This is a genomic window from Novosphingobium sp. SG751A, from assembly GCF_013149295.1.
GTDB lineage: Bacteria > Pseudomonadota > Alphaproteobacteria > Sphingomonadales > Sphingomonadaceae > Novosphingobium.
Window position 1 is genome coordinate 99384 of sequence record NZ_JABGCB010000004.1, and the last position, 13209, is coordinate 112592.

The window sequence follows — 13209 nt, forward strand, 5'->3', positions numbered from 1 at the left end:
CGTGTGATCCTTGTGGCGGCGGCCGGTCTGGCGTCGGGCGGCTTTATCGATGCCCGTCTGCCTGCCGCCATTTATGCCTCGGGTAACGATCATCTGCCGATCCTGCCCGCCTTGCAGCGTGATCTCGGCACGGCCCTGACGCTGATGGAACGCCAATTGGCCGAGCCCTTCAAAAACGCTTTTGGCCTGCCGATCCTGTTGATCACCGCCGGTATGAGCCTGCTGATCGTATGGCCCTTTCGCCTCGGGCTGCTTCATCGTTTCGTGCTGTGGTTGCAACGGCTGCCTTTGGCGTCGCGGGCCGCCATTGGGCTTAAAGCGGTCGGCACGGTTTTCCTCACCACATTGCTGGTCTTTCTGGCGGTGCAGATAGTCTTCTGGGGGCTGGATTTGACCGTGAGGCTCCTGCCTGAAACCGAGCGGGTGGCTGATGCGCTTTCGATGGGGCTGGGCATCGCGGGTCTGGGGCTGGGACTGGGGCGGGCGCTGGATTCGCCCGCCGCCCCGGAGATGCGCCCTCTGCGCCTGTGCGCCGAACTCGATGGCTGCATAGGCAAATATGCGCTGGCTGCGGGCATCATGCTGGGCGTCACCAATGTCATCGATCAGACCTCGCATGTCGTCCATGCCAACAGCACCAGTTGGACGATCGCGCAGGGTCTGATCGCTCTGGTCGAAACCATTCTTGTTGCCCGCTTTCTGGTGGTGGTGGGCCGCGCCCGCGAACAGGAGGCGGAAACAGGGGCGGCAAATCGGAAGAGCGCGGCTGCGCCGGCGATATTCGGCGCCACGGTTTTTCTATGGCTGGCGGTTGGCGCGGGCGTGGCGGCGTTTGTCTCCGGGCATGTCCAGTTTTCCATGCTGATCCTGCAGGAATTGCTCTGGGCTGGTCTGGTGCTGACCATCGCCTGGCTGATCGCAGGCTTTATCGACGCGGCTCTTGTGCAATGGTCCGATGCCGGGGGACCAACCGAACGCGCTGCAGGCGCCGCTGCGGGTATTCATCGCGCCCGGGCCAGGCAGATCGCCTTATTGACCAGCGCCGTGCTTACGGTTCTGGTCTGGCTGTTTGCCGTTGGTCTTGTCGCGGCGCCGCTGCATGGCGACAATGCCGTGGTGATTGAGCAGATCCGGCCTATGCCGCTGCTCAATTCGCTGCGCTCGCTCGATCTTTCCCCGCGCAGCGTGGGTATGGCGCTCTGCGTGCTGGTCGTGGGCATTGCCCTGACGCGCATGTTTCGCGGGTGGCTGGAAAATCGCTTTCTGCCTTCCACCTCGCTCGACATCGGCGTGCGCACCTCGCTGGCAACCGGACTCACCTATATCGGAACCCTGATCGCCCTGCTCGGCGCGACCAATATGCTGGGTCTGCAACTGGAAAAGATCACTCTGATCGCCAGTGCGCTTTCGGTGGGAATCGGCTTTGGCCTGCAATCGATCATCCAGAACTTTGTATCGGGCGTGATCCTGTTGATTGAGCGGCCGGTCAAGCCCGGCGATTGGGTTTCGGTATCGGGGGCCGAAGGCACGATCCGCAAGATTCGCGTGCGCGCCACAGAACTGGCCACCGCCGACGGCGGCATTGTGATTGTGCCCAACTCATCCTTTATCTCCTCCAATGTGGCCAATCGTGACGATACGCTGATGGCGAACAGGCTGGATCTGACGTTGACCGTTTCGGGCGGCGTCACGGTGGCGGCGGCGCGCGACATGTTGCTGGAAATGCTGAAAGGTTTTGCCCCCTTACGCGACCAACCCGCCCCCCAGATCTATCTCAAGCATTTGGGCGATGCCGAATGGGTGTTTGATATCAAGGCCTATGCCAAACCCGGAATGGGTGTGGCCCAAACCCGCAGCGATCTGCTCTTCTGGCTTGCCGGACAGGGGGAGGGCAGGGATATTAAGATCAGATCGAATTAAGCGCAGCGCACTGACCGCAGGTGGTCCGGATCAGGCCAGACCGCGCACCAGCGCGTCGAGCCCGGTCTCAAAGGTGGCGTCGAAATCCATCATCTGGCGCAGGAATTGGCGCATCGGGCCGTTAGCCTCAAATGATTCCCAGCCCAGCGTAAAGGAAATCACCACCGCTTGACAGGCAAGGGCGCGCTTCTGGTCCAGACCGAGCGCGATGAGGGGCGCGGCGATGGCGGCGGCGTGGCTGGCCGGTTCTCCGGGCTGGGGCGGGCTGGCCGCCGCGCAGAGCCGCGCGCCATCGCGATGCGCGGCGAAACTGTGCCTCAGCGCTCGGCCAAACCGGCCCAGCCACAATTGCCAATCATCGGCCCGCGGCACGGCGGCATAGGCGGCGGCGTAAATCTCGCGCGCCATCAGGCCCAGCAGTTCCGCCTTGTCACTGAAATGCCAGTAAAGTGCCGGAGCCTGCACCCCCACCCGCGTGGCGAGGCGGCGCATGCTCAGGCCATCAAGCCCGTCCTCTTCGAGCTGCGCAAAGGCGGCGGCGATCAATCGATCACGATCAAGAAGGGCGGGAGCGGGGCGTGCCATATCTTTTTGTTGACCATTTAACAGTGTTAAGTCAAGTTGCCCCGCGGAGAGAATAGCCAAGAGGCCGCCATGACCTATGTTCGCAATGCCTGGTATGTCGCCGGATGGGAGCAGGATCTTGCCCCCGAAAAACCCTTTGCCCTGACCATCCTTGGGGATCGCCTCGTCATCTGGCGCTCGGCCTCAGGCGCGGTTCATGCGCTGGAGGACAAATGCGTCCACCGCTTTGCCCCGCTTTCGCTGGGCCGATGCGAGGGAGAGCATCTGCGCTGTATGTATCACGGCCTGCTGTTCGAGGCCGGGGGCAAGGTTGCGCAGATTCCCGGGCAGGACCTGATCCCGGCCCGCGCCCGCGTGCGCTCCTATCCGGTGGTGGTGCGCCACAGCTGGATCTGGGTCTGGATGGGAGATGTGGAAGCGGCGGACCCCGCGCTGATCCCGCCTGCGGTGGGTTTTGATGATCCGGACTATATTCTGGGCTGCGGCTTTCTCGATTATCAGGCCGAGGCGCGGCTCATCAACGATAATCTGCTCGATTTCAGCCACTTGACCTATGTTCACGCCGCCAGCTTTGGCGCAGGCCCGGAATTTGCCTCTTCTCCGCCTAAAGTTACCCCGCTGGCGCGCGGCGTCCGGGTCGAACGCTGGATGGAAAACACCCATGGCGCCAGTAATCGCAAATCAGAGGAACTGATCGATGGCTGGTCCACCTATGATTTCCTGCTGCCCGGCGTGTTGCTGATGTGGAGCGGGAATTATCCGGCGGGCACAGCCAAGCGGTTGAACTATGCCGCGCCGCCGATGGAAGAGGCCATTCAGGGCCTCAATTTCACCAGTCAGGCGGTGACCCCGTTGACCGACAAGACCTCGCGCTATTTCTTCTCTTGGGGCCCGCACCGCAAATTCGGTGATGAGGCGATGCGCGATCACATGATGGGCATCGCGGGCATGGCCTTTGCCGAGGACAAGGCGATGATCGAGGCCCAGCAGAAGGTGATCGACACCACGGCGGCGCAGGATGTGATGCCCACGGCCCATGATCGCGGCGTGACGCTGTTCAACCGGCTGGTCGAAAAGCTGGCCCATGCCGAGACCATGGAGCGCCAAGAGGTCGCGCTTCAGCCCGTGATGGCCTTGACCTCGGCCGGATCGCCCAGCATCACACCGATGCGCTGATGCAGGCCGGTGGGGACCACATCCATGATCCGCCCCGCGCCATCGCTGGCGCTGCCCCCGGCCTGCTCGATCAGGAAGCTCATCGGATTGGCTTCATAGAGCAGGCGCAGGCGGGCCTTGCCGGTGGTGCGGTGGTCGGCAGGGTAGAGAAACACCCCGCCGCGCTTGAGAATGCGATGCACATCGGCCACCATCGAGGCGGTCCAGCGCATGTTGTAATCCACCCCGCACGGCCCTTCGGCGCCCAGAATGCGTTCTTCGACATAGCGGGCGACGGCGGGGGACCATTGGCGGCGGCGGGCCATGTTGATGGCAAATTCGCGCGTGCCCGCCGGGATTTGCATCGGCCCGTCGGTCATCCGCCATGACCCCACCTCGCGGTCGAGCATGAATTCATAGACCCCCGTGCCGATGGTCAGCACCAGCAGCGTTTGCGGACCATAGAGCGCATAGCCTGCGGCCACTTGCTCGCGGCCGGCTTGCAGGAAATCCTCCTCGGTCACATCGCGCCCGGCGCAGGCTTCGGGGGCGCGCAGGACGGAAAAAATCGTACCTACCGACAGGTCGACATCGATGTTGCTCGACCCGTCGATCGGATCGAAGAGCAGCAGATATTCGCCCTTGGGATAGCGATTGGGGATGCGGTGGATCGTCTCCATTTCTTCCGACGCCATCGCGGCCAGATGCCCGCCCCATTCATTGGCGTCGAGCAGGAGATCATTGGCGATCACGTCCAGCTTCTTCTGAACCTCGCCCTGCACATTCTCGCTGCCCAGTGCGCCCAGCACATCGCCCAGCGCCCCTCGGGAAATGGCATGGCCCACCGCCTTGCAGGCGCGCGCCACCGTTTCGATCAGCAGGCGCAGTTCGGCGGGGCAGGGGTGGTCGGGCAGACGCTGCTGCTCGATCAGAAAGCGTGAAAGCGTGATGGGTTGCACGTGATCGGCTGCCATTATTGTCCCTTTCCCTGCGCCATCGCGCTCATCAACGCGCCCACCTGCGGGCCATGGGCAAAACTGGCGGCATCGGCGATGGCCGCAGCATCGGGCCTGATGCCGGTGTAGAGCACGAATTGCTCCACCGCCTGAAGGACGATGACTTCGGCCCCCGAAATCACCACTTTGCCCGCCGCTTCTGCCGCGCGGACAAAGGGCGTGAGGGCGGGCTGGGCCACGACATCGAAGGCGATCTGACAATCCGCGATGAAATCGAGCGGATAGGCCAGCGCCTCGGCATCGGCCCCCTCCATGCCCAGCGGGGTGACGTTGACCAGCATGGCCGCGCCGATTTCGGGCAGATCCGGTCGCCAGTCATAGCCATATTGCGCGGCCAGAGCCTGTCCGGCCTGCGCATTGCGGGCGATGATCGTGCCATGAGCAAAACCGCTGTCGCGCAGGGCGGCAACGACCGCCTTGGCCATACCCCCGCTGCCGCGCAGGAGAAAGGGCAAGGACGGATCCAGCCCGCTCGCCGCCACAAGATCGCGCACGGCGGTATAATCGGTGTTATGCCCGCTCAGCACGCCCTCGTCATTGACGATCGTGTTGACGCTGTCGATGGCCGCTGCCGAGGCTTCGATGCTGTCGAGCAGGGGGATGACATCCTCCTTGAACGGCATCGAGATCGCGCAGCCGCGAATGCCCAAGGCGCGAATGCCGCCGATGGCCGCGGGCAGGTCGCGGGTGGAAAAGGATTTATAGACATAATCCAGACCCAGCAGTTCATAGAGCCGGTTATGCAGCCGCGATCCGGCATTGCCGGGGCGGCCCGAGAGCGACATGCAAAGCTGTGTGTCGCGTCCGATGGGGGGCTTGGCGATGGGGGGCTTGATGGGCATGTCAGCTTCCTGTTGCTTGGTTGCGCGCGCTTGATCCGCGCGCGATAAGTTTGCCGGAAAGGACGGTTTTGCGCATCGCGGCATCGGGATGCTCCAGCCGGTCGAGCAGCATGGTCATCGCCGTCCGCCCGATTTCCTCGACCGGCTGTTCTATCACGGTCAAGCCATTGCCGATCAGTTCCATCCAGTCGCTGTTGTCGAAACCGGCCAGTGCAATGTCGCGCGGCACCTCCAGCGAGAGCGAGCGCAAGGCCCGCAGCACCGAGATCAGCATGACGCCGTTGCTGGCCATCAGCGCATCGGGGCGATCGGGCTGGGAAAGCAGGGCGGCAACCGCCTTTTCCGCCTCGCCCGGCGCATGGGGAATGGCCAGCGCGTCAACCGTAATGCCAAGGCGTGCGGCGCCCCGTTCAAAGCCGTTGCGACGCTCGATGCCGGTGCTGCTGCTGGCCCCGAACAGGCCCGCGATGCGGCGGTGGCCTTGATCGTGCAGATGTTCGAGCAGCAGCCCAGCCATGGCCTCATTGTCGAGCAGCACGCAATCCTCGCGCGCGCCGGGGATGGCGCGGTCGATCAGCACCACCGGGCAATCCATCGCCAGGTCGCCCGCCCGCGTGACCCTCTGGCGTGAGGGCGCAAGGATGATGCCCGTTACCCGCTCCTGCTGCATCAGTTCGAGATACATGGCCTCCTTGGCCGGGTCCTCGTCGGTGTTGCACAGGATGACCCGCAGGCCGCGCGCCGCTGCAAGACTTTCGATGGTGCGTGAAACGGCGGTGAAGAAGGGGTTGCGAATGTCGGCCAGAATGAGGCCGATGGTGTTGGTATGTTGCGAACGCAGGCGGCGTGCGGCAAGATTGGGGCGATAACCGGTCGAGATGACGGCGGCCTGGACCCGCTCCTGCATGGCCGGGTCGACCGGGCGCCCGCTGAGCACGCGCGAGACGGTCGCGGGCGAAACATTGGCGACTTTGGCGACATCCTTAATTCCGACGGGTTTGACTTCAACAGGCATCAGAAAACGTTCTCACTTATCAAACGGCCTGATGGCCCCTCCTGCGCTGCATCATGCCTTCAATCACGCACAAAATGCAAGGGCTCTTGACAAAAGTGGTGAGAAAACGTTTTCTATGACCAATGACAGAACGTGGAGAGATTCTGAACATGCCTGCCCCTTCCGCCATCATGCCCCGCGCCGCCCTTTCCGGTCCGGCCGAACTCGTGCGCATCGCCGCCAAGTCCGCCGACAAGGAAGATGCGATTCGTCAGGTGGGGCAACTGCTCGTGGCCGCAGGCTGCGTTGCGCCCGGTTACGAGGAAAGCATGGTGCGCCGCGAGGCGGTGGCCAACACTTTCCTCGGCGCGGGCGTCGCTATCCCCCACGGCCTTGGCGAGGACAAGGGACTGGTGCGCCGCGATGGCATCGCCATCCTGCAATTGCGCGAGGGCGTCGAATGGAATCCCGGCCACATCGCACATCTGGTGGTGGGCATCGCGGCCAATTCGGACAGCCACATCGCCATCCTGCGCCGCCTGACCCGCCTTATTCAGGATGAAGCTCGCATCGCCCACCTGATCGCGACAGAGGATGCCGAGGCCATCGTCCGCGCCCTACATGAGGATGGCGCGCCTCCCGCCGAAATCGTCCCGGCCGAGGACTATGCCGAGGTCGAACGCTGGAGCGTCGATTATCCCTCGGGCCTGCATGCCCGTCCGGCCTCGGCCTGGGTGGAGGCGGCGCGCGGCCTGTCATCGCGCCTGCGTGTGCGCCATGGCGCGGAAACCGCTGATCCGCGCAGCCTCGTTTCGCTGCTCCAGCTTGGGCTGAAAGCGGGCGATACCATTGCCATCTCCGCGGATCAGGCCGATGCGCTGGACGCATTCGTCAAGGCCATCCGCCGCCTGACCGCGCGCGAAAAGGAAGATGCCGCCCGCGCCGCCGCCAAGGCCAGCGCTCCGGTGCGCGGCTGGAAACCCTCGGGCGAGGCCAAGGCCATCGCGGGCGTCGCGGCCAGCCCCGGCCTTGCTATTGGCCGGGTGCATATCCTCGCCTCCGCCGAACTGGTCGTACCCGATGAACCGGTCGACCTGGTGGCCGGGGGCGCCGCGCTCGAGGATGCGCTGACCCGGACGCGGGCGCAGATGAAAGTGCTGATCGATGACACCACCCGCCGCCTTGGCGCGGGCGAGGCGGCGATTTTCAAGGCACAGGCTGATCTGCTCGACGATACCGATCTCATCACGCTGACCTGTCAGTTGATGGTCGAAGGGCATGGCGTGGCGTGGTCGTGGGATCAGGCCGTGGGGCGCATTGCGGGGCAATTGTCGGCGCTGGGCAATCCGGTGCTCGCGGCGCGCGCGGCGGATCTCCATGATGTGGGCCGCCGCGTGCTGGCCGCGATGGACCCTTCGCTGGCGGCCGGATCGCTCGCTGATTTGCCCGATGAGCCTTGCGTGCTGATCGCTTCGGACCTCTCGCCCTCCGATACGGCGACGCTCGATACCTCGCGCGTGGCGGGACTGGCGACCGCTCTGGGCGGGCCGACCTCGCACAGCGCCATTCTGGCCCGCACGCTGGGCCTGCCCTCGATCGTGGCGGGCGGGGCGCAATTGCTGGCTCTGGAGCCGGGCGCCTGCGTGATCGTCGATGGCGACAGCGGGCGGGTCTGGCTCAACCCGACGCCGCAGGATCTGGAATCGGCCCGCCAGTGGATTGCCGAAATTGCCCAAAAGCGTGCCGCTGAGGCCGCCGAGCGCAGCCGTCCCGCCATCACCACCGATGGTCATGAGATCGCGGTTGCGGCCAATGTGAACCGGCCCGATCAGGTCGAATTCGCGCTGGTGCAGGGCGGCGAGGGCGTGGGTCTTATGCGCACCGAATTTCTTTTCCTCGAACGCGGCGAGAGCCCCAGCGAGGATGAGCAGGAGGCGATCTATCGCGCGATGATCGAGGCTCTTGGGCCGCGCCCGCTGATCGTGCGCGCGCTCGACATTGGCGGGGACAAGCAGGTGCCGCATCTGGACCTGCCCAAGGAAGAAAATCCTTTCCTCGGCGTGCGCGGGGCGCGGCTGTTGCTGCGGCGGCCCGATCTGCTCGAACCGCAACTGCGCGCGCTCTATCGCGCGGCGCGGGCGGGGGGCGATCTTTCGATCATGTTCCCGATGATCACCTCGGCATGGGAACTGATCCGCCTGCGCGAGGCATGCGAGGCGATCCGCATCGAATTGGACGCGCCCGTGGTCCCCATCGGCATCATGATCGAGGTGCCCGCCGCCGCCGTTCAGGCCAAGGCTCTGGCCGCTCATGCCGACTTCTTTTCCATCGGCACCAATGATTTGACCCAATATGCACTGGCCATCGACCGCCAGAACCCCGATCTGGCCAGCGAAGCCGACAGTCTGCATCCAGCCGTGCTGCGCCTGATCGCCATGACGGTGGAAGGTGCCAAGGCCCATGGCCGCTGGGTGGGTGTATGCGGAGGCATTGCGGGCGATCCGTTCGGCGCGGCGTTACTGGTGGGGCTTGGCGTGTCCGAACTCTCGATGACCCCGCGCGATATTCCCGCCGTCAAGGCCCGTATCCGCGCCAGCGACAAACCTGCGCTGGAGGCTCTTGCCCGCCGCGCGCTGGAGATGGAAGGCGCCGCCCAAGTGCGTGCGCTTGATGGGGAGGCCGTGTGATGCGCATCCATACCGTCACCTTTAACCCGGCCGTCGATCATACGATTACCATCGACCGCCTGATCCCCGGTGAGGTCCATCGCGCCCGTGCCATGCGCCAGAATGCCGGGGGCAAGGGCGTCAACGTTGCCAGTTGTCTGGCCGACTGGGGCGCCGATGTGATGGTTCACGGCTTGCTGGGCAACGATAATGCAGCCCCCTTTGACGCGCTGTTCTCCGCCAAGGGGATCGGGGATCGTTTCATCCGCGTGGCCGGTTCGACCCGCGTCAATCTCAAGCTGGTCGATGATGCCGGGACCACGGACATCAACCTCGACGGCATAGCGGTGGACGAGGCGCTTGTCGCCAAGGTGGTGAGCCAATTGAACGTTGCGGTGCGCTCGGGCGATCTGGTGGCGCTTTCGGGCAGCCTGCCGCCCGGTTGCCCCTATGATGTTTACGCCGCGCTGGTCGCGCAATTGCGCGAGCGGGGTTGCCGGGTTCTGCTCGACACCAGCGGCGGGCCGCTCAAACATGCGCTTAATGCCGCTGTCCTGCCCCATGTCATCAAGCCCAATCGCAGCGAACTGGCCGCATGGACCGGGCAGGCGGCGATGGACCGGGCGGGCCTGCTGTCGGTGGCGGCGGATCTGTGCCGCCGGGGCGTCGAACTGGTGGTGATCTCGATGGGCGAGGAAGGCGCGTTGTTCGTTTCGGCACAGGGGGCGGTTTGCGCCCATCTCGCTCTGGATGGCGTGGCCAGCACGGTGGGCGCGGGCGATGCGATGGTGGCCGGGCTTGCCGCTGCGCTTGCTGATGGGCTGCCGCTGGAGCGTTTGGCGCGGCTCGCAACCGCTTTTGCCGTGGGCAAGCTGGGCATGGCCGGGCCTAATCTGCCGGAACTGGGCGCGGTGCGGGCCTTGGCGCAGGAGGTTTCCCTCTCCGCCATGACCATGGCCTGATGAATTACAAAGGGACGAGGATTCAATGAGAAAACTCTTTGCCGTGATCGACGCCGGGGGCCGCGAGGTGCAGGCTCTGCTGGCCGCCGAGGCTTTGCGCAAGGCTGCTCGCACGCAGGGCCGCCCGATTGAAGTGGCGGTGCGCCGCCCGACCGATGCCCAGACCTTTGATGCCTTGGGCGAGGATCTGGTGCTGCTGTTCGTGGGCGGCGAGGATGATCCTCTGGCCGCACGCGCGGATTGGCGGCTGAGCCTCGACAATGTGCTGGCCGATCCGCAGGCCGCGATCCATCAGCCTGATCAGGGCAGCGCCCGGCCGCATATTGTCGCCATCACCTCATGCCCCACGGGTATCGCCCATACGTTCATGGCCGCCGAAGGGCTGACCGAGGGCGCTCGCCAGTTGGGCTGTCCGATCCGCATCGAGACGCAGGGCTCGGTGGGCGCGGGCAATCCGTTGACCGCCGAGGAAATCGCGCAGGCCGAAGTGGTGCTGATCGCCGCCGACCGCGAGGTGGACCGCTCACGCTTTGCGGGCAAGCGGGTGTTTATCAGCAACACCAAGCCCGCGATCACAGGCGGCGCGGCGCTGATCGAACGGGCCTTGGCCGAAGCGCAGATGCAGGGCGGCGAGCCTTCCAGCGCCGCGCCTGCCGCCGTCAAGGAACGCGCGGGGCCTTACAAGCATCTGATGACCGGCGTGTCCTTCATGCTGCCCTTTGTGGTGGCGGGCGGCTTGCTGATCGCGCTGGCTTTTGCGCTGGGCGGAATTCACGCCAATGACGATGCCGCCGCCGGTACGCTGGCCCATGCCTTGTTTCAGATCGGAGCCAAGGCGGGTTTTGCTCTGATGGTACCTGCGCTGGCGGGCTATATAGCCTATTCGGTGGCCGACCGTCCCGGCATTGCGCCGGGCATGATCGGCGGCATGATCGCCTCCAGTCTGGGCGCGGGCTTTCTGGGCGGGATCGTGGCGGGTTTCATCGCGGGCTATGGGGTCGATGGGCTTAACCGGTTGATCCGGCTACCCAAAAATCTGACGGGCCTCAAGCCTGTGCTGATCCTGCCTTTGCTTGGCTCGCTGCTGACGGGTCTGGTGATGATCTATGCCGTGGGCGCGCCGGTGGCCGCCGCGCTGGCCTTTCTGACCGAATGGCTGCGTTCGATGCAAGGATCCAGCGCGATCCTGCTTGGCGTGATCCTTGGCGCCATGTCGGCCTTCGATATGGGCGGGCCGGTCAACAAGGCGGGCTATGCCTTCTCGGTCGGTCTGGTGTCCAACCAGGTCTATACGCCGATGGCCGCGACCATGGCGGCGGGCATGGTGCCGCCGCTGGGCATCGCGCTGGCCACGTTCCTGTTCCGCAGCCGTTTCAGCGCCGAGGAGCGCGAGGCGGGCGGTGCGGCGGGCGTGCTGGGCCTTGCCTTCATCACCGAGGGTGCGATCCCCTTTGCCGCGCGCGATCCGTTGCGCGTTATCCCCTCGCTGATGGCGGGTTCGGCGGTGGCCGGGGCAATCTCGATGGCCTTCGGGGTCGAACTCAAGGTTCCCCATGGCGGCATTTTCGTGCTGCCTATTCCGGGCGCGGTAACCCATCTGGCCGCCTATGCTCTGGCGATTGTCGCCGGAACATTGGTGACGGCTTTGCTGGTGGGCCTGCTCAAACGCAGGCCTGCCGCCGTCTGACGCCCATCTTCTGACCTGCGCCGGGCATTCGGCGCGCAAGGATCATCCCATGTATCGCAAAATGCTCAAGGGCGCCTGCACCGCAGGCGTCATCGCCCTCTCCTTGTCTTCGGCTCGGGGGCAGGAGGCGCCCGTCAAGCCCTTTCAACCGCTGGCCGATGAGGGCATCACCCTCGCGCTCAACTATACCGGCGAGGCGGCGGGCAATGTCAGCGGCGGCTTGCGCCGGGCCGGCGCCTATACCGGGCAGGTCTATATGGGCGCGGATTTCGACATGGATCGCATCGCCGGGATCGGCGGAGGCACGGTGCATTTTGCCGTCACCAACCGCCATGGCAAGAGCCTGTCGGGCATCGCCATCGGCAACAACACTTCGGTTCAGGAAGTGTGGGGGACGCAGAACACCCATCTGGCCATCCTAACATGGGAGCAAAAGCTGATGGGGGGGCGCCTGAATGTCGAGGCGGGGCGCAGTCAGGCCAATATCCATTTCCTCAACTCGCCGCTCTATTGCAATTTTCAGACGAATTCGGCCTGCGGCAACCCAACTTTCGTATTCAAAAACAGCAATTTCACCTATTTTCCGGCGTCGAGCTGGATGGTCCATGCCAGAGCCAATATCACCCCGCAATGGTTCGTCCATGTCGGCGCCTATGAGGTCAACCCAGACCGCAAGCAGGCCGACGACAATGGCTTCAGCTTTTCCACGCGCCATGCCACCGGGGTTATCGTGCCATGGGAGGCGGGTTATGGCGATGATGCGGGCAAGACGCGCCTGCCGGGCCATTATATCCTTGGCGGCTGGTTCGACCGGGGCGACTATGCCGATCCCCTGCGCGATGCTCATGGCGGGATCGCGATCCTGACAGGCCAAAATGCGGCCACCTTGCATGGCCGCTCGGGCCTCTATTTTCGCTTTGACCAGATGCTGACGAGGCCCGATCCGACATCGAGGCGGGGGCTGACCTTGTTCGGGGTCGCCATGGCCAATCTATCGGGCCGGGTGGAGGAAAGCCACTATCTCGAACTGGGCCTGTTGCAGACCGGCACATTCAAGGGCCGCGATGCCGACACGCTGGGTTTTCTGATCAACGATCAGCAATTCAGCGATCTGGCCGTGGAACGGATGCGTGCGGCGCGGATGGCGGCGGGCGGCGACGGCAATATCCGCCGGCACCAATATATGATGGAACTGGCCTATGGCGCGCAGTTGAACCCGGCCATGCGTATTTCCCCGAATATTCAATATATCCTCCACCCGGATCAGACCGGCGCCCCCTTCCGCACGCGCGACATCGGCAATGCCCTTGTCTTTGGACTGAAATTCACCGTCGATGCGCCCACGCTGATCGGGATGATGCGATAAATCGATCGCAGGTTCA

General features: G+C 64.4%; 10 protein-coding genes. 6 read left to right on the forward strand and 4 right to left on the reverse strand.

The genetic code is table 11. The features are described from left to right. Nucleotides 1-3 precede the first annotated feature (3 nt). Complete coding sequence (locus tag FHW96_RS06540; RefSeq protein WP_371815661.1) at nucleotides 4-1920, forward strand: mechanosensitive ion channel family protein; 1917 nt, start codon at nucleotides 4-6, stop codon at nucleotides 1918-1920. A gap of 30 nt (nucleotides 1921-1950) precedes the next feature. Here the strand turns inward: FHW96_RS06540 and FHW96_RS06545 are convergent, their stop codons facing one another. Further along, nucleotides 1951-2505 (reverse strand): TetR family transcriptional regulator, encoded by a 555-nt coding sequence (locus FHW96_RS06545; RefSeq protein WP_172339746.1) that lies wholly within the window; start codon nucleotides 2503-2505, stop codon nucleotides 1951-1953. Nucleotides 2506-2574: 69 nt separating this feature from the next. Between FHW96_RS06545 and FHW96_RS06550 the strand changes: the two genes are divergently transcribed. Further along, on the forward strand, nucleotides 2575-3681 hold the full coding sequence (locus FHW96_RS06550; protein ID WP_172339747.1) for an aromatic ring-hydroxylating dioxygenase subunit alpha: 1107 nt from the start codon (nucleotides 2575-2577) through the stop codon (nucleotides 3679-3681). On the opposite strand, the gene FHW96_RS06555 is transcribed toward FHW96_RS06550, so the two are convergent. From FHW96_RS06555 to FHW96_RS06565, 3 genes are read right to left on the reverse strand one after another with little or no spacing between them, the layout of a single operon-like run. Continuing rightward, a complete protein-coding gene (locus tag FHW96_RS06555; RefSeq protein WP_216650803.1) occupies nucleotides 3624-4634 on the reverse strand; it encodes a class 1 fructose-bisphosphatase in 1011 nt (336 codons plus the stop codon). The genes FHW96_RS06550 and FHW96_RS06555 overlap by 58 nt on opposite strands. Then, nucleotides 4634-5518 (reverse strand): shikimate 5-dehydrogenase, encoded by an 885-nt coding sequence (locus FHW96_RS06560; protein WP_172339748.1) that lies wholly within the window; start codon nucleotides 5516-5518, stop codon nucleotides 4634-4636. The genes FHW96_RS06555 and FHW96_RS06560 overlap by 1 nt, the downstream gene beginning before the upstream one ends. Nucleotide 5519: 1 nt before the next feature. Next, nucleotides 5520-6533, reverse strand: a complete 1014-nt coding sequence (locus FHW96_RS06565; protein ID WP_172339749.1) for a LacI family DNA-binding transcriptional regulator — start codon at nucleotides 6531-6533, stop codon at nucleotides 5520-5522. A gap of 170 nt (nucleotides 6534-6703) precedes the next feature. On the opposite strand from FHW96_RS06565, the gene ptsP reads away from it, so the two are divergent. Genes ptsP through FHW96_RS06585 form a run of 4 tightly spaced genes read left to right on the forward strand, consistent with a single transcriptional unit; the run spans nucleotide 6704 to nucleotide 13193 of the window. Beyond that, the gene (gene ptsP / locus FHW96_RS06570; RefSeq protein WP_172339961.1) at nucleotides 6704-9199 is read left to right on the forward strand and encodes a phosphoenolpyruvate--protein phosphotransferase; all 2496 of its coding nucleotides are present in this window, start codon (nucleotides 6704-6706) and stop codon (nucleotides 9197-9199) included. Next, nucleotides 9199-10140 (forward strand): 1-phosphofructokinase, encoded by a 942-nt coding sequence (pfkB, locus tag FHW96_RS06575; protein ID WP_172339750.1) that lies wholly within the window; start codon nucleotides 9199-9201, stop codon nucleotides 10138-10140. Before ptsP ends, pfkB begins: the two co-directional genes overlap by 1 nt. A gap of 25 nt (nucleotides 10141-10165) precedes the next feature. Continuing rightward, nucleotides 10166-11827 (forward strand): PTS fructose transporter subunit IIC, encoded by a 1662-nt coding sequence (locus FHW96_RS06580; RefSeq protein WP_172339751.1) that lies wholly within the window; start codon nucleotides 10166-10168, stop codon nucleotides 11825-11827. Between the two features lie 49 nt (nucleotides 11828-11876). Then, a complete protein-coding gene (locus FHW96_RS06585; RefSeq protein WP_172339752.1) occupies nucleotides 11877-13193 on the forward strand; it encodes a carbohydrate porin in 1317 nt (438 codons plus the stop codon). The last annotated feature ends 16 nt before the right edge of the window (nucleotides 13194-13209 follow it).

What these genes read in the sequence shown, in the direction of transcription:
- FHW96_RS06545 (WP_172339746.1), bottom strand. Translation starts at nt 2,505, where the DNA reads ATGGCACGCCCCGCTCCCGCCCTTCTTGATCGTGATCGATTGATCGCC.
- FHW96_RS06550 (WP_172339747.1), top strand. Translation starts at nt 2,575, where the DNA reads ATGACCTATGTTCGCAATGCCTGGTATGTCGCCGGATGGGAGCAGGAT.
- FHW96_RS06555 (WP_216650803.1), bottom strand. Translation starts at nt 4,634, where the DNA reads ATGGCAGCCGATCACGTGCAACCCATCACGCTTTCACGCTTTCTGATC.
- FHW96_RS06560 (WP_172339748.1), bottom strand. Translation starts at nt 5,518, where the DNA reads ATGCCCATCAAGCCCCCCATCGCCAAGCCCCCCATCGGACGCGACACA.
- FHW96_RS06565 (WP_172339749.1), bottom strand. Translation starts at nt 6,533, where the DNA reads ATGCCTGTTGAAGTCAAACCCGTCGGAATTAAGGATGTCGCCAAAGTC.
- ptsP (WP_172339961.1), top strand. Translation starts at nt 6,704, where the DNA reads ATGCCCCGCGCCGCCCTTTCCGGTCCGGCCGAACTCGTGCGCATCGCC.
- pfkB (WP_172339750.1), top strand. Translation starts at nt 9,199, where the DNA reads ATGCGCATCCATACCGTCACCTTTAACCCGGCCGTCGATCATACGATT.
- FHW96_RS06580 (WP_172339751.1), top strand. Translation starts at nt 10,166, where the DNA reads ATGAGAAAACTCTTTGCCGTGATCGACGCCGGGGGCCGCGAGGTGCAG.
- FHW96_RS06585 (WP_172339752.1), top strand. Translation starts at nt 11,877, where the DNA reads ATGTATCGCAAAATGCTCAAGGGCGCCTGCACCGCAGGCGTCATCGCC.